Annotated in this window: 20 protein-coding genes and 1 other annotated feature; of the genes, 11 read left to right on the top strand and 9 right to left on the bottom strand. The window is 54.7% G+C overall.

The window, feature by feature from the left end; genetic code table 11:
- Window positions 1-151: 151 nt before the first annotated feature.
- From AB3N39_RS13375 to dacD, 3 genes are all read right to left on the bottom strand, one after another.
- Window positions 152-1210, bottom strand: coding sequence for an FUSC family protein (locus AB3N39_RS13375; protein ID WP_111966145.1), 1059 nt, complete (start codon window positions 1208-1210; stop codon window positions 152-154).
- A gap of 92 nt (window positions 1211-1302) precedes the next feature.
- Window positions 1303-1776 carry a DNA gyrase inhibitor SbmC gene (sbmC, locus tag AB3N39_RS13380; protein ID WP_367896787.1) on the bottom strand — a complete coding sequence of 158 codons (474 nt, stop codon included), beginning with the start codon at window positions 1774-1776 and terminating at the stop codon, window positions 1303-1305.
- Window positions 1777-1895: 119 nt separating this feature from the next.
- Window positions 1896-3062 (bottom strand): serine-type D-Ala-D-Ala carboxypeptidase DacD, encoded by a 1167-nt coding sequence (gene dacD, locus AB3N39_RS13385; RefSeq protein WP_136195834.1) that lies wholly within the window; start codon window positions 3060-3062, stop codon window positions 1896-1898.
- A gap of 207 nt (window positions 3063-3269) precedes the next feature.
- On the opposite strand from dacD, the gene sbcB reads away from it, so the two are divergent.
- Window positions 3270-4697, top strand: coding sequence for an exodeoxyribonuclease I (gene sbcB / locus AB3N39_RS13390; RefSeq protein ID WP_252093314.1), 1428 nt, complete (start codon window positions 3270-3272; stop codon window positions 4695-4697).
- A 123-nt stretch (window positions 4698-4820) separates the two neighbouring features.
- Here the strand turns inward: sbcB and plaP are convergent, their stop codons facing one another.
- The 4 genes from plaP to AB3N39_RS13410 form a co-directional block, all read right to left on the bottom strand.
- Complete coding sequence (plaP, locus tag AB3N39_RS13395; protein ID WP_023312362.1) at window positions 4821-6179, bottom strand: putrescine/proton symporter PlaP; 1359 nt, start codon at window positions 6177-6179, stop codon at window positions 4821-4823.
- Window positions 6169-6231 (bottom strand): membrane protein YoeI, encoded by a 63-nt coding sequence (gene yoeI, locus AB3N39_RS13400; RefSeq protein ID WP_111966150.1) that lies wholly within the window; start codon window positions 6229-6231, stop codon window positions 6169-6171. The genes plaP and yoeI overlap by 11 nt, the downstream gene beginning before the upstream one ends.
- A gap of 219 nt (window positions 6232-6450) precedes the next feature.
- On the bottom strand, window positions 6451-7380 hold the full coding sequence (locus AB3N39_RS13405) for a LysR substrate-binding domain-containing protein (RefSeq protein ID WP_111966142.1): 930 nt from the start codon (window positions 7378-7380) through the stop codon (window positions 6451-6453).
- 41 nt (window positions 7381-7421) lie between these two features.
- Complete coding sequence (locus AB3N39_RS13410) at window positions 7422-8246, bottom strand: SDR family oxidoreductase (RefSeq protein ID WP_367896788.1); 825 nt, start codon at window positions 8244-8246, stop codon at window positions 7422-7424.
- A gap of 175 nt (window positions 8247-8421) precedes the next feature.
- Here AB3N39_RS13410 and hisL point away from each other — a divergent pair, with 175 nt between their 5' ends.
- The 9 genes from hisL (at window position 8422) to hisIE (ending at window position 15638) form a co-directional block, all read left to right on the top strand.
- The gene (hisL, locus tag AB3N39_RS13415; RefSeq protein ID WP_001364200.1) at window positions 8422-8472 is read left to right on the top strand and encodes a his operon leader peptide; all 51 of its coding nucleotides are present in this window, start codon (window positions 8422-8424) and stop codon (window positions 8470-8472) included.
- Window positions 8448-8571 (top strand) — a sequence feature (His leader region). It overlaps the preceding gene by 25 nt.
- A 45-nt stretch (window positions 8572-8616) precedes the next feature.
- The gene (gene hisG, locus AB3N39_RS13420) at window positions 8617-9516 is read left to right on the top strand and encodes an ATP phosphoribosyltransferase (RefSeq protein WP_000886595.1); all 900 of its coding nucleotides are present in this window, start codon (window positions 8617-8619) and stop codon (window positions 9514-9516) included.
- Between the two features lie 5 nt (window positions 9517-9521).
- Entirely contained in the window at window positions 9522-10826 is a 1305-nt protein-coding gene (gene hisD, locus AB3N39_RS13425) for a histidinol dehydrogenase (RefSeq protein ID WP_367896789.1), read from the top strand.
- Complete coding sequence (gene hisC / locus AB3N39_RS13430) at window positions 10823-11884, top strand: histidinol-phosphate transaminase (RefSeq protein ID WP_111966140.1); 1062 nt, start codon at window positions 10823-10825, stop codon at window positions 11882-11884. Before hisD ends, hisC begins: the two co-directional genes overlap by 4 nt.
- The gene (gene hisB, locus AB3N39_RS13435; protein WP_367896790.1) at window positions 11881-12948 is read left to right on the top strand and encodes a bifunctional histidinol-phosphatase/imidazoleglycerol-phosphate dehydratase HisB; all 1068 of its coding nucleotides are present in this window, start codon (window positions 11881-11883) and stop codon (window positions 12946-12948) included. Before hisC ends, hisB begins: the two co-directional genes overlap by 4 nt.
- Window positions 12948-13538 carry an imidazole glycerol phosphate synthase subunit HisH gene (gene hisH, locus AB3N39_RS13440; protein WP_143345291.1) on the top strand — a complete coding sequence of 197 codons (591 nt, stop codon included), beginning with the start codon at window positions 12948-12950 and terminating at the stop codon, window positions 13536-13538. Before hisB ends, hisH begins: the two co-directional genes overlap by 1 nt.
- The gene (hisA, locus tag AB3N39_RS13445; RefSeq protein ID WP_111966137.1) at window positions 13538-14275 is read left to right on the top strand and encodes a 1-(5-phosphoribosyl)-5-[(5-phosphoribosylamino)methylideneamino]imidazole-4-carboxamide isomerase; all 738 of its coding nucleotides are present in this window, start codon (window positions 13538-13540) and stop codon (window positions 14273-14275) included. Before hisH ends, hisA begins: the two co-directional genes overlap by 1 nt.
- Window positions 14257-15033, top strand: a complete 777-nt coding sequence (hisF, locus tag AB3N39_RS13450; RefSeq protein ID WP_367896791.1) for an imidazole glycerol phosphate synthase subunit HisF — start codon at window positions 14257-14259, stop codon at window positions 15031-15033. Before hisA ends, hisF begins: the two co-directional genes overlap by 19 nt.
- Window positions 15027-15638: a bifunctional phosphoribosyl-AMP cyclohydrolase/phosphoribosyl-ATP diphosphatase HisIE gene (gene hisIE, locus AB3N39_RS13455; RefSeq protein ID WP_133294760.1), complete on the top strand. Its 612-nt coding sequence runs from the start codon at window positions 15027-15029 to the stop codon at window positions 15636-15638. Before hisF ends, hisIE begins: the two co-directional genes overlap by 7 nt.
- A gap of 38 nt (window positions 15639-15676) precedes the next feature.
- Here hisIE and wzzB read toward each other — a convergent pair whose 3' ends face one another.
- Entirely contained in the window at window positions 15677-16657 is a 981-nt protein-coding gene (gene wzzB / locus AB3N39_RS13460; RefSeq protein ID WP_367896792.1) for an LPS O-antigen chain length determinant protein WzzB, read from the bottom strand.
- Window positions 16658-16848: 191 nt separating this feature from the next.
- Between wzzB and AB3N39_RS13465 the strand changes: the two genes are divergently transcribed.
- The gene (locus tag AB3N39_RS13465; RefSeq protein ID WP_367896793.1) at window positions 16849-17853 is read left to right on the top strand and encodes an NAD-dependent epimerase; all 1005 of its coding nucleotides are present in this window, start codon (window positions 16849-16851) and stop codon (window positions 17851-17853) included.
- Between the two features lie 47 nt (window positions 17854-17900).
- Here the strand turns inward: AB3N39_RS13465 and ugd are convergent, their stop codons facing one another.
- Complete coding sequence (gene ugd / locus AB3N39_RS13470; protein ID WP_367896794.1) at window positions 17901-19067, bottom strand: UDP-glucose 6-dehydrogenase; 1167 nt, start codon at window positions 19065-19067, stop codon at window positions 17901-17903.
- Window positions 19068-19207: the final 140 nt, after the last annotated feature.

Here is a 19207-nt window from a genome sequence, read left to right on the forward strand (position 1 = left end):
CCCCTGATAATGTGAGATTCGGATTCGTTAAGGCAACCGTTGTAACAATAACCTTACTGACAGCGGCTGCGAATGACAATGAGTATATCGTTTAAAGCTATCATAACCCCAATTGCTGCTGAATCGAAGCAGCAGCCGTCACATACGCCTTTTATTTGCGCAGCGCCCGGCAAATAAGGTGCGATAACAGCTCAAGCTGCCGCGCCAGTTCCATGCTCAGCCAGACGTAGCCATGAATAGGCGTTTCAGCCACGTTATCGCTCTGGCGTTCATTGATTAACTGCTTCAGCTCCGCGACGATCTCATTCAGTCGCTCGCTGTTGGCCAGTATCGGCTGCGGGTTGCCTTCATAAAGCGCATGAGCGATGGTCAACAGCGTTTGCTGCGTCATCTGCTGAGTCTCTTTGAGGGTCTGCGCATTAAGCATCAAAAGATGGCTGGGACGCGAAGCCCAGTGGGCGTTGATTTGCAGTTCAAGCATGCAGACCAGGTTGCGGCTTACCGTCTGGATAGCTTCGAAAATCGATTTTTGAATGCGGGTTTCTTTGCTGGCGGGCGTGATCAGGCCGCGCATTTTAACCACGTCGTTAAGGATGGTTTGCAGGTGCTTTTCCAGCCGCGGGCGCTCGACCAGATTAGGGGAAAAACCGGCCTGATAAACGCGGTTAAAGGCGGTAACGTAGTTAGCCATCTGAATACGCCAGTGCAGAAAAGCCCGCTGCGGCCAGATACCGGTAAAAAGCATGGCCAGCAGTGACCCCAGGATGACATCCCCGCTTCGCCACAGCGCCGTGGTCATATCCCCGGCGGGCGCCCCGACAACCACCGCGAGAGTAATACCAATCAGCAGCGCCTGATAGGGCTTTTTGCCCAACGCCAGCCAGCCGCAGAGGAACATAGCGGCACCGCACCATGCCAGCATCACCGGAAATGAGATGAGCTCCAGCTTCAGCGCAATAAGACCCAGGGCAGAGCCAAGAACGGTCCCGCCAATTCGTTCAAAGGCGCGCGGGACCACGTTCCCCCAAAACGAGATAGGCCCCATCACCACCACCAGCGTGATCAGCGGCCACGTCCCTTCCGGAACATCCAGCAAACGGACCAGTACAAACGTCAATATGAAAGCCAGCGCGATGCGACACCCGTGCACCACGCGGTAATGTTTATACAACCGAATTTCAAAAGGGGTTAATGATTTGTCGGGACGCACACCCGCTCTCCAGCTACACGGCAAACCACAATTGTACTGTGTTTTCAGCCGGGCGGATCGTTCCCGGCTGAAAAACCCTTCATTTAGCAGGCTTAAACCGTTTTATGCTCGACGGCGATATACATTTCGATATCCCAGTAACCGTCCGCATTGCCGTCATTGAGATAGCGTTCGAAGCAGGGCTTAAGCGCCATCTGGTACTTATTGTCCTGAAGCAGGGAATTGAAAAACTGATACCAGGGCGTGGCGAAGTCGTAGTTTTCCACGCGAGCCGTCGCCACGGCATAGTCCCCGGCCGCGATTTCCGTCATCATGACGCCTTCGCTGTTTTCCGGAATAACGAAATCGTCCGGTACGGTAATGGCCGTATCACAGCGCAGTTTTTCTGCCGGGACCTCATCCGGGTTATCGTAATAGACCGCCACCCACTCCAGCGGCTCAATGTGACGCCCGTCAACCCACATGACCAGCTGTTCAAAGCCCTGCTTTACCGTGTGTTCCCACGGGCCGACCAAATGAAAACCGGCAATCTTACGTTTCTGTTGCTGCTTAATGCTGTAGTCCATGCTGCCTCCATTTATTACTGTATATTTATACACTATAAAGCTGGATTATCATTATCAGCAAACGAGGAGTGTTTATTATGTGAGCAGACTCGCAACCCTGCCAGTCTGCTCATCTGCCGTTAGAGCGTGTGATGCAGGTAATCGCTCAGTCGAGAGAACAGGCCGCCTTTATCAACGGCTTCCAGCGTGACCAGCGGCCAGTGGGCTACCACTTTATCGCGGTCATAGAGCTGGATTTCCCCGACCCGCTGATGCGCGGCAATCGGCGCTTCCAGCTCTTTTTTATCCAGCACGTATTTGGCTTTGATGTTCGGCACTTCCGCTTTCGGCAAGGCCAGCCAGAAGTCCTGGTCGGTTCCCAGTTTCACCTGTTCCTTGTCGCCGTACCAGATGCGCTCCGTCCCCACTTTTTTTCCGCTATGCAGGATCTGCACCGTATCGAAATTCTGCTGTCCCCAGTGCAGCAGTTTTCGGGCCTGGTCCTCACGCCCTTTCGGGCTGTCCGCCCCCATCACCACAGCGATTAAACGGCGCTGGCCGTCTACGGCAGACGCAATCAGGTTAAAGCCAGCCCCCGAGGTATGCCCCGTTTTAAGGCCGTCCACGTTCATGGTTTTATCCCACAGCAGGCCGTTACGGTTTTGCTGGGTGATCCCGTTCCAGGTCAGGCTCTTTTCGCTGTACATATGGTAAAACTCAGGCTCGCCGTGGATGATGGCCCGGGAGAGTACGGCCAGGTCATAGGCGGAGCTGTGCTGGCCCGGCGCGTCCAGCCCGTGGACGGTTTCAAAATGCGTATCGCGCAGGTTCAGCTTCTGCACGTAGTCGTTCATCATTTTCACGAACTGCGGCTGCCCGCCCGCCACGTGATCGGCCAGCGCCACGCAGGCGTCGTTGCCGGAATCGACTATCAGACCGCGGCTCAGATCGCGCACGGAGACGCGATCGCCCTCTTTCAGGAACATCAGCGACGAGCCGTCAAAAACCGGGTTACCTTTTGCCCACGCGTCACGCCCTACGGTGACAATGTCGTCCGGCGTAATGCGGTGGCTATCAATGGCCCGATCAACCACATAGCCCGTCATCAGCTTGGTCAGGCTCGCCGGATTACGTTGTTGATGTTCGTTGCCCGCCGTTAAAATCTGACCAGTCGTGTAGTCCATCAGCACCCAGGAGCCAGCCTGAATGGCCGGAGGCTGCGGCGAAAAATCCAGTGGTTCGGCCGCAAAAGCAGATGAGACACTCGAAGCGAGTAAACAAACAGCAATAAACAGACGGCGTTTCAACGGTATATCCTCAGGTCAGTAAAAATCGATGACCTTTTTACGGGAGTTCTGATGTCGTTACCTGGCTTAATTGCAAAAAAATGTGACAGAACGCAGATTTTTCTCTGAAGCTGGCGCGCAAATTTGCCACGCGGCGGTGCTTTTTATTCGGTCTGACCCGCGCGATCGTTTACCATAGTGACGTCATTTTTTAACAGGATGGTATTACTGGTGTCTGACTCTGCCGCTCGCCCGACTTTTTTGTTCCACGACTACGAAACCTTTGGCACTCACCCGGCGCTGGACCGACCGGCGCAGTTTGCCGCCATCCGTACCGACGACGAATTCAACATTATTGGCGAGCCCGAGGCCTTTTACTGCAAGCCTGCGGATGACTACCTGCCGCAGCCCGGCGCGGTCATGGTTACCGGCATCACCCCTCAGGAAGCGCGGGAGAAAGGCGTTAACGAGGCAGAATTCGCCCGACGCATCCACGATCTGTTTACCGTCCCCAATACCTGCGTGGTCGGTTACAACAACATCCGCTTCGATGACGAAGTGACGCGCAATATCTTTTATCGCAACTTCTACGATCCCTATGCCTGGAGCTGGCAGAACCGCAATTCACGCTGGGATTTGCTCGACATCATGCGCGCCTGCTACGCCCTGCGTCCTGAAGGCATTAACTGGCCGGAAAATGAGGAAGGGCTGACCAGCTTCCGGCTGGAACACCTGACGCGCGCCAACGGTATCGAGCACAGCAACGCCCACGACGCGATGGCGGACGTCTATGCCACCATTGCCATGGCGAAGCTGGTGAAAAGCGCACAGCCCCGGCTGTTTGAGTATCTGCTAAGCCATCGCAGCAAGCAGAAGCTTATGACCCTTATCGACGTACCGCAGATGAAGCCGCTGGTGCATATTTCCGGCATGTTTGGTGCATGGCGCGGCAATACCAGCTGGGTTGCCCCGCTGGCGTGGCATCCGGACAACCGTAATGCGGTCATCATGGTGGACCTGGCGGGCGATATTTCACCCCTGCTGGAGCTCGACAGCGATACCCTGCGCGAACGTTTGTACACGCCAAAAAATGAACTCGGCGATCTGCCCGCGGTGCCGGTCAAACTGGTGCATATAAATAAATGTCCGGTACTCGCTCAGGCGAACACGCTGCGCCCGGAAGATGCAGACAGGCTGGGCATCAACCGTCAGCACTGCCTCGATAACCTGAAAGTGCTGCGCGAAAACCCGCAGGTGCGCGAGAAAGTGGTTGCTATCTTTGCCGAGGCGGAACCATTCGTGCCGTCTGAAAACGTGGATGCCCAGCTCTATAACGGCTTCTTCAGCGATGCCGATCGCGCGGCCATGAATATCGTTCTGCAAACCGAGCCGCGTAACTTACCGGCGCTTGATATCACCTTCGCCGATAAGCGCATCGAAAAGCTGATGTTTAATTACCGCGCGCGTAATTACCCGGGAACCCTGGATGAAGCAGAGCAGGAACGCTGGCTGCAGCACCGTCGCAACGTATTTACCCCAGAGTATCTGCACAGCTATGCTCAGGAGCTGGAAATGCTTTATGGCCAGTATGAAGGGAATGCTGAGAAACAGGCACTGTTGAAATCCCTGTTCCAGTACGCGCAAGAGATAGTCTGAAAGTCAGAAATAAAAAAACCGGAGGCGATGGTCTCCGGTTTTTTTTTGCCCTGCGGCGCTGCGCTTACGCGGGCTTACGGGTTATGTAGGTCGGGTAAGGCGTAACCGCCACCCGACACAGTCTTACGCGACGTCTTCGTACTGCGGAACCGGGTTACGGAAGCTCTTCGTAACGCAGGCCAGGTAAATCAGGCCGATACCCGCCCAAATCAGGCCAAGCACCATCGAGCTCTCTTCCAGGTTAACCCACAGCGCGCCCACGGTCAGGGCACCACACATCGGCAGGAACAGATACTGGAAGTGATCTTTCAGCGTTTTGTTACGCTTTTCACGGATCCAGAACTGAGAGATAACCGACAGGTTAACAAAGGTAAACGCCACCAGCGCACCGAAGTTAATCAGCGCCGTTGCCATCACCAGGTCAAAGTTAATCGCCAGAAGCGCGATCGCACCGACCAGGATAATGTTCATCGCCGGGGTACGCCAGGTTGGATGCACGTAGCCGAAGAAACTTTTCGGGAATACGCCATCGCGGCCCATTACGTACATCAGACGCGCAACGCCTGCATGCGCGGCCATACCGGATGCCAGTACGGTGATGGTGGAGAAGATCAGCGCGCCAACCTGGAACGCTTTACCCGCCACATACAGCATGATTTCTGGCTGAGACGCATCCGGATCCTTGAAGCGAGAGATATCCGGGAAGTACAGCTGCAGGAAATAGGTCGAGAAAATAAAGATCAGACCGCCAATCAGCGCCGTCAGGAAGATGGCACGCGGGATCACGCGCTCTGCATCCTTCGTTTCCTCGGACAGGTTGCTGATCCCGTCAAAACCGGTAAAGGAGAAGCACAGAATGGTTGCCCCGGTAATCATCGGGATCACATGCGCATCACCAGACCAGAACGGTTTGCTGCTCGCCAGCGTACCAGCGCCTTCGCCGTGGAACACGCCATAGATCACCATGCCAAGAATAACGGCAATCAGGACAACCTGAAGCACAACGATAACGGAGTTAAAGTTGGCAACAGACTTAATGCTGCGCAGGTTGAAGGCCGTCATAAAGGCCACCAGCGCCACGACGAACATCCAGGATGGAATCGATGGCACCAGCGCTTCAAAATAGATTTTTGCCAGCAGAATGTTGATCATCGGCGCGAACAGGTAGTCGAGCAGCGAAGACCAGCCCACCATAAAGCCAACCGTCGGGCTGATGGATTTCTGTGCATAAGTGTAGGCGGAACCGGCAGACGGATAGCGGCGAACCAGCTTACCGTAGCTCAGCGCGGTAAAGAGGATCGCAATCAGCGCGAAGCCGTAAGCCGTCGGCACATGACCGTCTGTGAGGCCTGATACGATACCGAATGTATCGAACAGCGTCATCGGTTGCATATAGGCCAGGCCCATCATAACAACCGGAATCAACGTAAGCGTTTTACGTAATTCCACGCGAGAGGTGTTTGGAGTTGCGTTATGCGACATAGTTATTCTCCTTTAAGGTGATAACCGCCACGTAAGCGAAAAATTGCCCCATTTGTTTCTTCCTCAGCGACAACAACTGTCGGATTTTAGTAAATATCTATCCGGTACGAAGCCCGGCCTCTTGGTTTTTAGTTTCGTTTCGTACATGCAAAAAAAAATAACCGACGCCTTTTATATCGTCGATTATTCATTTGGTTGCAGCGGCGGCATTTTGCCCCACATCGGATACAAAAGGCAATACTTTGCAACGCAGCGGGTAATTTTCTTTTTGCTAACTGGCTGATTTCTCGACGCTGCCCTGAGCATAAACAGCGGCGATAGCACTATTTGCTAAAATTTCGTCGCGCCACCAGGCACTGGCCAGCCCGGCGGTCTGTTCATTCCAGCCCACCCACACCGACTCATGGCTGTTTTGAGCAAGTACCTGTTTTTCAACAAGCGCACCGCTGTCAATAAACCTCTGCGCCAGATAGCGGGGCAAATAGCCGCAGCCCAGGCCGCTTATTTGCAGCTCCAGCTTGGTTTTAAAGTCGAAAACGGTGATGGCCTCCTGCTCATCAAGCAGCTGCGAGGAGGCCGAACATTCCGGACGAGAGCTGTCCCCAACCACGATGGCGCGGTAGCCTTTAATCATACGACGGTTAAGCGGCTCAGGCTCCTGAGCCAGGGGATGATGGGGCGCCACGGCAAATACCTGCTCCAGCACGCCCAGCCGGGCAAAACCAAAATCGCTCAGCTGGGGAGGCTCATGGAGTGCACCCACAAAAATATCCGCCCTTCCCTGCGTTAAAGCATCCCAGGAGCCACCCAGCACGCCATTTATAAAGATAAGACGGGTCACGCTGTGGTGTTGATAAAAAGCTTCAATCAGCGGCGTCAGGAGAGAAAACGGAAAGGTATCATCCACGCCAATAACCAGCTCGTTTTCCCATCCCTGATGGAGCTTAACGGCCTGTTTTTCCAGCTCGCGAACGGTATGCAGAACTTCGCGGCCTTTTTCCAGCAGCATCTGTCCGGTTCGGGTAAAACGTGCGCGGTGCCCGGAGCGATCGAGGATCTGAATATTGAGATCGCTTTCCAGTTTTTGAACGGTGTAGCTCAACGCAGATGGGGTTTTGTAGAGCTTTGCCGACGCAGCGGCAAAGCTCCCCTCTTTTTCCAGTGCATCCAGAATAATAAGAACATCCAGCAGCGGTTTCATGCTCGCCCCCTTCTGGTGTGCGATCGTCTCCGCTGCGGGTCTTATTCCATGGGCATCACCAGCGGATCGGGATACTGATACTCAAACCCCAGCTCATGACAAATGCGATTGCCATCAACAATTTTGCCTTTGCTGTCATCTTTTGCCTCACTAAAGACCGGCGGAGCCAGCCCAAGCTGACGTGCCATCAGCGGGTAAAAGATGCTGCGCGCCGGATGAGACGGTGCACATATATTATAGATGTGTCCGCCTTTCGGAGCCTGTAAGAGTAACTCAACCGCGCCAATAACATCCTCAAGATGGACAAGATTCACGCCATGCTGGCCGTCTGGCGCCGTCTTTCCGGCAAAAAAGCGTCCTGGATGGCGTCCAGGCCCCACCAATCCTGCCAGACGCACGATATCAACCTGCGTGCCGGGAAGATTATGCAGCCAGTCTTCCAGCTCTTTCAGTACCTGACCGCTCGCCGTAACGGGACGGCGCTCAGAGTTCTCTTTTACCACACCTTCAGCATCGCCATAGACCGACGTCGAGCTGGTGAAAACAATGCGCGGTACGTGATGCGCCAGCGCACTGTCGACAATCTCCTGCATCGCCTGCAGATAAAATGATTCGCCCGGTCCGCTGCGCCGCGCGGGTAGCGTAATCACCAGCGCATCCACGTTCATCAGCGTGTCCAGATCGTCCGCATCACACACCAGTTCCGGCTCCAGACGCAGTTCAACGCCATCAATACCGCACATGCGCGCCGCTTCGACCCCATCTCGGGTGGTCTTGCTCCCGGTCACCTGCCAGCCTTTCGCGGCTAATGACATCGCCAGCGGCATTCCCAGCCATCCTAAACCGACAATCGCGACCTTTTTCATGCGAATTCTCCTGACTCTCACTCGTCTTTCATAAGGCTACGCCAGCCCGGCAGAACACACAATTCATAGCATCAATATGAAATGAATTAATGATCAAAAAAAGCCCTTGCAATATGTCGTAAAACTGGTTTAGGTTAAAAGACATCAAATGAATAAGCATTCATCGAGAATTTATATGACACGCGTTCAATTTAAACACCACCATCATCACCATCATCCTGACTAGTCTTTCAGGCGATGTGTGCTGGAAGACGTTTGGATCTTCCAGTGGTGCATGAACGCATGAAAAAGCCCCCGGAAGATCTTCTTCCGGGGGCTTTTTTTTGGACCGAATTCAGACAGGTTAAAACAGGTTAACGAGGAATAAAGAATGTTAGATAACTCACGTTTACGCATAGCTATTCAAAAATCAGGCCGTTTGAGTGACGATTCACGCGAACTGCTGGCCCGCTGCGGGATTAAAATTAACCTGCACACCCAGCGCCTGATTGCTCTGGCTGAAAACATGCCCATCGACATTCTGCGCGTGCGTGATGACGATATTCCCGGCCTGGTCATGGATGGCGTCGTTGACCTCGGCATCATCGGGGAAAACGTGCTGGAAGAAGAGCTGCTGACCCGCCGCGCGCAGGGCGAAGATCCGCGTTACTTCACCCTGCGTCGTCTGGACTTCGGCGGCTGCCGCCTGTCGCTGGCAACGCCGGTTGATGAAGCCTGGGACGGCCCGGCCGCGCTGAACGGCAAACGTATTGCCACCTCCTACCCTCACCTGTTAAAGCGTTATCTGGATCAGAAAGGCGTGCAGTTTAAATCCTGTCTGCTGAACGGCTCTGTTGAAGTGGCGCCGCGTGCGGGCCTGGCGGACGCCATCTGTGACCTGGTCTCTACCGGCGCGACGCTGGAAGCGAACGGCCTGCGCGAAGTGGAAGTTATCTACCGCTCCAAAGCGTGCCTGATTCAGCGCGACGGCGAGATGGCGGATGCCAAGCAGCAGCTGATTGACAAGCTGCTGACCCGCATTCAAGGCGTCATTCAGGCGCGTGAGTCCAAGTACATCATGATGCACGCCCCAACCGAGCGCCTGGATGAAGTGATTGCCCTGCTGCCGGGCGCCGAGCGCCCAACCATCCTGCCGCTGGCGGGCGATCAGCAGCGCGTGGCGATGCACATGGTGAGCAGCGAAACCCTGTTCTGGGAAACCATGGAAAAACTGAAGGCGCTGGGTGCAAGCTCCATCCTGGTGCTGCCGATTGAGAAGATGATGGAGTAATGGCCATGAGCTTTAACACAATCATCGACTGGAATACCTGTAGCGACGCACGGCAGCGCGAGCTCCTGATGCGCCCGGCGATTTCCGCCTCTGAAAGCATCTCGCTCACCGTGGCAGAGATCCTGGATAACGTCAAAGCCCGTGGCGATGACGCGCTGCGTGAATACAGCGCGAAGTTTGATAAGACGGAAGTCGGCGCATTACAGGTTACCGAGCAGGAAATCATTGATGCCAGCAATCGTCTGGGTGACGACATCAAGCAGGCAATGGCTGTTGCGGTGAAAAACATTGATACCTTCCACACCGCGCAGAAGCTGCAGACCGTAGATGTCGAAACCCTGCCCGGCGTGCGTTGCCAGCAGGTAACCCGCCCGGTTGCGTCCGTCGGCCTCTATATTCCCGGCGGCTCTGCGCCGCTTTTCTCCACCGTACTGATGCTGGCGACTCCCGCGCGGATTGCCGGGTGTCAGAAAGTGGTGCTGTGCTCGCCGCCACCGATTGCCGACGAGATCCTCTACGCGGCGAAGCTGTGCGGCGTGCAGGCGGTCTATAAAGTGGGTGGCGCGCAGGCGATTTCGGCCCTGGCGTTCGGCACGGAATCCATTCCGAAGGTCGACAAAATCTTTGGTCCGGGCAATGCGTATGTGACCGAAGCCAAGCGCCAGGTCAGCCAGCGTCTGGACGGTGCGGCCATCGATATGCCTGCCGGCCCGTCTGAGGTGCTGGTGATTGCCGACAGCGGCGCAACGCCGGATTTCGTGGCATCCGACCTGCTTTCACAGGCGGAACACGGCCCGGACTCGCAGGTCATCCTGCTGACGCCGGACGCCAATATGGCAAAACGCGTGGGCGAAGCCGTTGAGCGTCAGCTTGCCGACCTGCCTCGCGCCGAAACGGCACGCCAGGCGTTAGCGGCCAGCCGCCTGATTGTGGCGCGCGATCTTGAGCAGTGCATTGCCATTTCTAACCAGTACGGCCCGGAGCACCTGATTATTCAGACCCGCAACGCGCGCGATCTGGTCGACAGCATTACCAGCGCGGGCTCGGTGTTCCTCGGCGACTGGTCACCGGAGTCAGCGGGCGATTACGCCTCCGGCACCAACCACGTGCTGCCAACGTACGGCTACACCTCAACCTGTTCCAGCCTCGGCCTGGCGGATTTCCAGAAGCGAATGACCGTGCAGGAACTCTCCCGCGAAGGGTTTGCCTCACTGGCCTCGACCATTGAAACCCTGGCTGCCGCCGAGCGCCTGACCGCCCACAAAAATGCCGTTACGCTGCGCGTTGCAGCCCTAAAGGAGCAAGCATGAACATTGAAGAATTAGCCCGCGAAAATGTCCGTCGCCTGACGCCTTACCAGTCTGCGCGTCGTCTGGGCGGCAAAGGGGATGTTTGGCTGAATGCTAACGAATTCCCGACTGCGGTGCAGTTTGAGCTTTCGCAGCAAACGCTGAACCGCTATCCGGAGTGTCAGCCGAAAGCGGTTATCGAAAACTACGCGCAGTACGCGGGCGTGAAGCCAGAGCAGGTGCTGGTCAGCCGCGGCGCGGATGAGGGCATTGAACTGCTGATCCGCGCGTTCTGCGAGCCGGGCAAAGACGCGGTAATGTACTGTCAACCTACCTACGGCATGTACAGCGTCAGCGCGGAAACCTTCGGCGTGGCGTGCCGCAACGTGCAGGCGCTGGAGAACTGGCAGCTGGATCTGCAGGGGATTGCCGACAATCTCGACGGCGTAAAAGTCGTGTTTGTCTGCAGCCCAAACAACCCGACCGGGCAGATTATTAATCCGCAGGATATCCGCACCCTGCTGGAGATGACGCGCGGTAAAGCGCTGGTGGTGGCCGACGAAGCCTACATCGAGTTCTGCCCGCAGGCGACGCTGACGGGCTGGCTGGAAGAGTATCCGCATCTCGTTGTGCTGCGCACGTTGTCAAAAGCCTTCGCCCTCGCGGGCCTGCGCTGCGGGTTTACGCTGGCGAATAAAGAGGTCATCGACCTGCTGCTGAAGGTGATCGCCCCGTACCCGCTCTCAACGCCGGTTGCCGATATTGCGGCACAGGCGCTGACGCCTCAGGGGATCAACGCGATGCGCGAGCGCGTGGCGCAAATCCTGGAGGAACGTCAGTATCTGGTGACTGCCCTGAAGGATATTCCGTGCGTGGAGCAGGTGTTCGACTCGGAAACCAACTACATCCTGGTACGCTTCACCGCATCGAGTGCCGTATTTAAATCTTTATGGGATCAGGGCATTATCTTACGAGACCAGAATAAACAACCTTCCCTGAGCGGATGCCTGCGCATTACCGTCGGCACCCGCGCAGAGAGCCAGCGCGTGATTGACGCCCTGAAAGCGGAGAAAGTATGACCCAGAAGATCCTTTTCATCGATCGTGACGGCACCCTTATTTCGGAGCCACCAGCTGATTTTCAGGTCGACCGATTCGACAAGCTGGCGTTTGAACCTGACGTGATCCCGGTGCTGCTCAAGCTGCAAAAAACCGGATACAGGCTGGTGATGATCACCAATCAGGATGGTCTGGGTACCGACAGCTTCCCGCAGGCAGACTTTGACGGCCCGCATAACCTGATGATGCAGGTGCTAACCTCTCAGGGCGTGGTATTTGATGAAGTGCTGATTTGCCCGCACATGCCGGCCGACGAGTGCGACTGCCGTAAGCCAAAGGTGAAGCTGGTTGAGCGCTACCTGGCTGAAGATGCGCTGGATAAAACCAACAGCTATGTTATCGGCGATCGCATCACCGATATTACGCTGGCGGAAAACATGGGCATCGCGGGACTGCGATACGACCGCAACAACCTGAACTGGACGATGATTGGCGAGCAGCTGACAAAACGTGACCGCTACTCGCACGTTGAACGAAACACCAAAGAGACGCAGATTGATGTGAAGGTCTGGCTGGACCGCGAAGGCGGCAGCAAGATCCACACCGGCGTCGGTTTCTTCGACCACATGCTCGACCAGATTGCCACCCACGGCGGTTTCCGCATGGAAATTACGGTAAAAGGCGATCTCTACATTGACGATCACCACACCGTGGAAGATACCGGCCTGGCGCTGGGTGAAGCACTGAAGCTTGCGCTCGGTGATAAACGCGGCATCAACCGTTTTGGCTTTGTCCTGCCGATGGACGAGTGTCTGGCGCGCTGCGCCATGGACATCTCGGGTCGTCCGCACCTGGAATACAAAGCTGATTTCACCTACCAGCGCGTCGGCGATCTCAGCACCGAAATGGTGGAGCACTTCTTCCGTTCCCTGTCCTACACCATGGGACTGACGCTGCACCTGAAAACCAAAGGCAAGAACGACCACCACCGCGTGGAGAGTCTCTTCAAAGCCTTTGGTCGTACCCTGCGCCAGGCAATTCGCGTGGAAGGTGACGCCCTGCCTTCATCGAAAGGAGTGCTGTAATGAATGTGGTGATTCTGGATACCGGATGCGCCAACCTGAACTCCGTAAAATCGGCCATTGCGCGCCACGGCTACGAGCCGGTGGTGAGCCGTGACCCGGACGTGGTGCTGCGCGCCGACAAACTCTTTTTACCGGGCGTAGGTACCGCGCAGGCTGCAATGGATCAGATTCGCGAACGCGATCTGATCGATCTGATCAAGGCCTGTACCCAGCCGGTGCTGGGCATATGCCTGGGCATGCAGATCCTGGGCCGCCGCAGCGAAGAGAATAACGGCGTTGACCTGCTGGGCATTATTGACGAAGACGTGCCGAAAATGACTGACCACGGTCTGCCTCTGCCGCATATGGGCTGGAACCGCGTGTACCCCAAAGCCGGCGACAGGCTGTTTCGCGGCATCGAAGACGGCGCGTATTTTTACTTCGTGCACAGCTACGCCATGCCGGTGAACGTGAATACGATCGCCCAGTGCACTTACGGCGAGGCATTTACGGCAGCCGTACAGAAAGACAATTTCTTCGGCGTGCAGTTTCACCCGGAGCGCTCTGGCGCCGCGGGCGCGCAGCTGCTGAAAAACTTCCTGGAGATGTGATGATTATTCCCGCGTTAGATTTAATTGACGGTACGGTTGTCCGTCTGCATCAGGGTGATTACGGGCAGCAGCGAGACTACGGAAACGATCCGCTGCCGCGTCTGCAGGATTATGCCGCCCAGGGTGCGCAGGTACTGCATCTTGTGGATTTGACTGGCGCGAAAGACCCGGCGAAACGCCAGATCCCGCTGCTTAAACAACTTGTTGCGGGTGTTGATGTGCCGGTACAGGTTGGCGGCGGCGTGCGTACGGAAGATGACGTCGCGGCGCTGCTGGACGCTGGCGTGGCCCGCGTGGTGGTAGGTTCAACCGCCGTGAAAGATCCTGAGACGGTGAAGGGCTGGTTCCGCCGCTTTGGCGCCGACGCCCTTGTACTGGCGCTGGACGTGCGTATTGACGAACAGGGCAACAAGCAGGTGGCCGTCAGCGGCTGGCAGGAAAACTCCGGCGTGACGCTGGAAGAGCTGGTTGATATCTATCTGCCCGTTGGCCTGAAGCACGTGTTATGCACTGACATCTCCCGCGACGGCACGCTGGCTGGCTCCAACGTCTCGCTTTATGAAGAGGTTTGTGCGCGTTATCCGCAGATAGCGTTCCAGTCTTCCGGCGGTATCGGTGATATAGGCGACGTAGCCGCGCTGCGCGGTACCGGTGTGCAGGGTGTGATTGTGGGCCGGGCTCTGCTGGAAGGTAAATTTACTGTGACGGAGGCTATTCAATGCTGGCAAAACGGATAATCCCTTGCCTGGACGTACGTGACGGCCAGGTCGTGAAAGGCGTGCAGTTCCGCAACCACGAGATCATTGGCGACATCGTTCCGCTGGCAAAACGCTATGCTGATGAAGGCGCAGACGAGCTGGTGTTCTACGATATTACCGCGTCCAGCGATCGCCGCGTGGTCGACAAAAGCTGGGTGGAACGCGTGGCGGAAGTGATCGACATTCCGTTCTGCGTGGCGGGCGGAATTAAGTCCGCTGACGACGCCGCCAAAATTCTCTCGTTTGGCGCCGACAAGATTTCCATCAACTCCCCTGCCCTGGCCGACCCGGAGCTCATTACCCGCCTCGCCGATCGTTTTGGCGTGCAGTGTATTGTGGTTGGGATCGACACCTGGTATGACGCCGCAACGGGCAAGTATCACGTCAACCAGTACACGGGGGATGAAAGCCGCACGCGCGTGACGCAGTGGGAAACGCTCGACTGGGTGCAGGAAGTGCAGAAGCGTGGCGCTGGCGAGATTGTCCTCAACATGATGAACCAGGACGGCGTGCGTAACGGGTATGACCTCGAGCAGCTGAAAAAAGTTCGTGAGGTCTGCCACGTTCCGCTGATTGCCTCCGGCGGCGCGGGCACCATGGAACATTTCCTGGAAGCCTTCCGCGATGCGAACGTGGACGGCGCGCTGGCCGCTTCCGTGTTCCACAAGCAGATTATTAATATTGGTGAGTTAAAAACGTACCTGGCCGACCAGGGCGTGGAGATCAGAGTATGTTAACAGAGCAACAACAGGCGCAGCTGGACTGGGAAAAAACGGACGGATTACTGCCGGTGGTTGTCCAGCATGCAGTCTCAGGCGAAGTGCTGATGCTGGGGTATATGAATCAGGACGCGCTGGCGAAAACGCTCGCCAGCGGCAAAGTGACCTTCTACTCCCGCACGAAACAGCGCCTGTGGACCAAAGGCGAGACCTCGGGTCATTTCCTGAATGCAGTGAGCATTACGCCAGACTGCGATAACGACACCCTGCTGGTGCTGGCAAACCCAATCGGCCCAACCTGCCATAAGGGCACAAGCAGCTGCTTCGGCGAGGCGAGCCACCAGTGGTTGTTCCTGTATAAACTGGAAAAGCTGCTGGCAGAGCGTAAAACGGCTGACCCTGAAAGTTCGTATACCGCAAAGCTGTACGCCAGCGGAACCAAGCGTATTGCGCAGAAGGTAGGTGAAGAAGGCGTTGAAACCGCGCTGGCCGCGACGGTGCATGACCGCGAGGAGCTGACGAATGAAGCGTCGGACCTGATGTATCACCTGCTGGTGCTGCTGCAGGATCAGGAGCTGGATTTGACGGCGGTGATTGAAAATCTTCGCAAACGGCACAAATAAAAAAACCGGGGAATATCCCCGGTTTTTTTATCTGCAAATCAGGCTTTTGGTTTGTAGTTGCGCAATGCGTTGCGGCCTAATACCACACCTGAACCAAGCACCCCGCCAAGCAGCACGGCAAGAATAAGCGTAATAGCTGTTTTCGGGCTGTCACGACGTACAGGGAGTTCCGGCTTCATAACATAACGGTAAACGTGGATCGTTTCCGGGTTTACGTTCAGATTATGGATGTCCAGCAGATTTCGCCTGGTCTGATAATAGGCTCTTGGGAAGACCAACGGGAGAGAAGCTTCGTTGTCAATCATTGATTTCAGCCCCTCACTTCCCAGCAGGAACATCGTTTCCTGAGTCACTTCCTGGGTTTGCCGAAGCTGCGGCGATGTAATTTTCGCCGCTTCTGCGTTCTTCAACGCCTCAGCAATCTGTTTGATACGCAGATCTTTTTGCTCCTGAGCGACCTTCTCCTGGTTTTTCAGAGAATCCTTCAGGGTCTTTATTTGCTCCTTAATATTGTCATTAAGGTCAGCGGCGAGTTCTTTAGCCGTTTGCACATCAACCTGCTGGATGAATTGCGCCAGCTGCTTTTGCGCAGCGTCTGCAGAAGTACTGGTATAAGAGACAATTAACGGGAGCTGCTGCTCTTTAATCGTGGGCTCGATGGTAAGCTTTTCAGGCACTGTCTGGTTTTCAAGAGACTGCGACAGTGCCGAGAATGAGGAGCTAAAACGGCCAATTGCGCGCATTTGGTTGTCAACCATTGTAGGTGCGGCGGTACCATACAGGATATTCAACGCATTAGAATAGCTGGCAATCTGAGCCGCATCTGGTTGCGTAATAATCGCACTTGAGGTCCATTTTTCCTTTGCGACAGAGAGATATCCAATTGCTACGGCTATAAAAACAACAACAAAGGCTGCTATCACCCACTTCCCACGCCACAGCTGGAACACTAAATCAAGTAAATCAATTTGCTCAGGGTCATTGCTTCTGCTGACCTGGCTATTGTTGTTTTGCGTCATACAATCCCTAACTGATAAAAAAGGGCAAACATAATTAAGTTTGTATAGTTTAACGATTACTGACGATTTTTCTATAAGAATCCCATGAGTAATATCGGAAAGATGGGTTATGTAACTAACCCCCTTCGCGCTATCATAGACGCCATGTGATGCGTTACGGCATCTAAAGAATAGGGTTTATGAGGGAAGCTATGAAATTTTTGGTCACGGGTGCAGCAGGTTTTATCGGCGCGAATGTCAGTAAACGCCTCCTTGAGGCTGGTCATCAGGTTGTCGGTATCGATAACCTCAATGAATACTACGATGTCAACCTGAAGCTGGCACGCCTGGAACTGTTAAAATCTGAGCGTTTCACCTTTCACAAGCTGGAATTAGCCGACCGGGAAGGTATGGCCACGCTTTTCGCGGCTGAGAAGTTTGATCGTGTGATTCATCTTGCCGCGCAGGCGGGTGTGCGCTACTCCCTGGAAAACCCGCACGCGTATGCTGATGCCAACCTTATTGGGCATCTCAACGTGCTGGAAGGCTGCCGCCATAACAATGTTCAGCATCTTCTGTATGCCTCGTCGAGCTCCGTATACGGTCTCAACCGCAAGATGCCTTTCTCCACTGACGACTCCGTGGATCACCCGGTCTCGCTCTATGCCGCGACTAAAAAAGCCAACGAGTTGATGTCGCACACCTATTCGCATCTTTACAACTTGCCGACCACCGGGCTGCGCTTCTTTACCGTGTATGGTCCATGGGGCCGCCCGGATATGGCGCTATTTAAATTCACCAAAGCGATGATTGAAGGCAAAAGCATTGACGTTTACAACTATGGCAAGATGAAGCGCGACTTCACTTACATCGACGACATCGCCGAAGCCATTATTCGTCTGCAGGATGTCATTCCTCAGGCCGATGCAGACTGGACCGTTGAGACCGGTTCCCCGGCGACCAGCTCCGCGCCGTATCGCGTTTACAATATTGGTAACAGCTCGCCAGTCGAACTTAAGGACTACATTACCGCGTTGGAAGAAGCACTGGGTACAAAAGCAGAGAAAAACATGCTGCCTCTCCAGCCAGGGGATGTTCTGGAGACCAGTGCCGATACCCAGGCTCTTTATGAGGTGATCGGATTTACACCGCAAACCTCGGTTAAGGATGGAGTGAAAAACTTCGTTAACTGGTACCGCGAGTTTTACAAAGTCTGAAAATAATAACCCGGCTTATCCGCCGGGTTTTTTATGGAGCAAGAGAATTAGTCGCTACCGAAGAGATCTCGGGTATAGACTTTGTCCACTACGTCAGCCAGTTCTTCAGCCATGCGGTTTGAAATGATGACATCGGCTTCTTTCTTGAATGCATCCAGGTCGCGGATCACTCGAGAATTGAAGAACTGATCGTCCGGCATGGCAGGCTCATAGATGATAACCTCAACCCCTTTGGCTTTAATGCGCTTCATGATCCCCTGAATAGAAGAAGCGCGGAAATTATCGGAACCGCTCTTCATGATCAGACGATATACGCCCACCACTTTGGGTTGACGCGCGAGGATGGAGTCAGAGATGAAATCTTTACGGGTACGGTTCGCATCAACAATCGCCGAAATGAGATTATTCGGCACCGCCTGATAGTTTGCCAGCAGTTGCTTCGTGTCTTTTGGCAGGCAATAGCCACCGTAGCCAAATGACGGGTTGTTATAGTGGTTGCCAATGCGTGGGTCGAGACATACCCCTTCAATAATCTGACGGGTATTCAGGCCAAGGCTCTCTGCGTAGCTGTCCAGTTCATTGAAATAAGCTACTCGCATTGCCAGATAGGTATTCGCGAAGAGCTTGATCGCCTCAGCTTCAGTGGAGTCGGTAAACAGCACCTGAATATCTTTCTTCAGCGCCCCTTCCTGTAGCAACGCAGCAAAACGTTCAGCGCGCTCAGAACGTTCGCCAATAACGATACGCGAAGGATGCAGGTTATCGTAAAGCGCTCTCCCCTCACGCAGGAATTCCGGCGAGAAGAAGATATTATCAATACCGAATTTTTCTTTAATGGATTTGGTAAAACCGACAGGGATGGTCGATTTAATCACCATCACCGCATCAGGGTTGATCGCGATAACGTCTTTGATTACCGCTTCTACCGTTGAGGTGTTGAAATAGTTGGTTTTAGGATCGTAGTCAGTAGGCGTCGCAATGATGACGTAATCCGCATCGCGGTATGCATCTTCTTTATCTGTCGTGGCGCGGAAATTCAGCGATTTATTGCTGAGATAGTCCTGGATTTCTTTATCCACAATCGGCGATTTTTTCTGATTGAGCATATCCACTTTGGCCTGCACGATATCCAGCGCAACCACTTCATGATTCTGAGCAATCAGAATGCCGTTAGAAAGACCGACATACCCTGTTCCGGAGATTGTTATTTTCATTCGCTAATGACTTCTGTGAGTTAACTGTACTGATGGCCGCCAGACCATCGCGATAAACATAACTGTTGGGCTTTGTACCTCCTGGGAAACTGAACTGTCAAGGCAAACCAGGAGTAATGGCTACGAGCGGGGCGAGATTC

It is taken from the genome of Enterobacter vonholyi (genome assembly GCF_040834095.1).
In the GTDB taxonomy this organism is placed as follows: domain Bacteria; phylum Pseudomonadota; class Gammaproteobacteria; order Enterobacterales; family Enterobacteriaceae; genus Enterobacter; species Enterobacter vonholyi.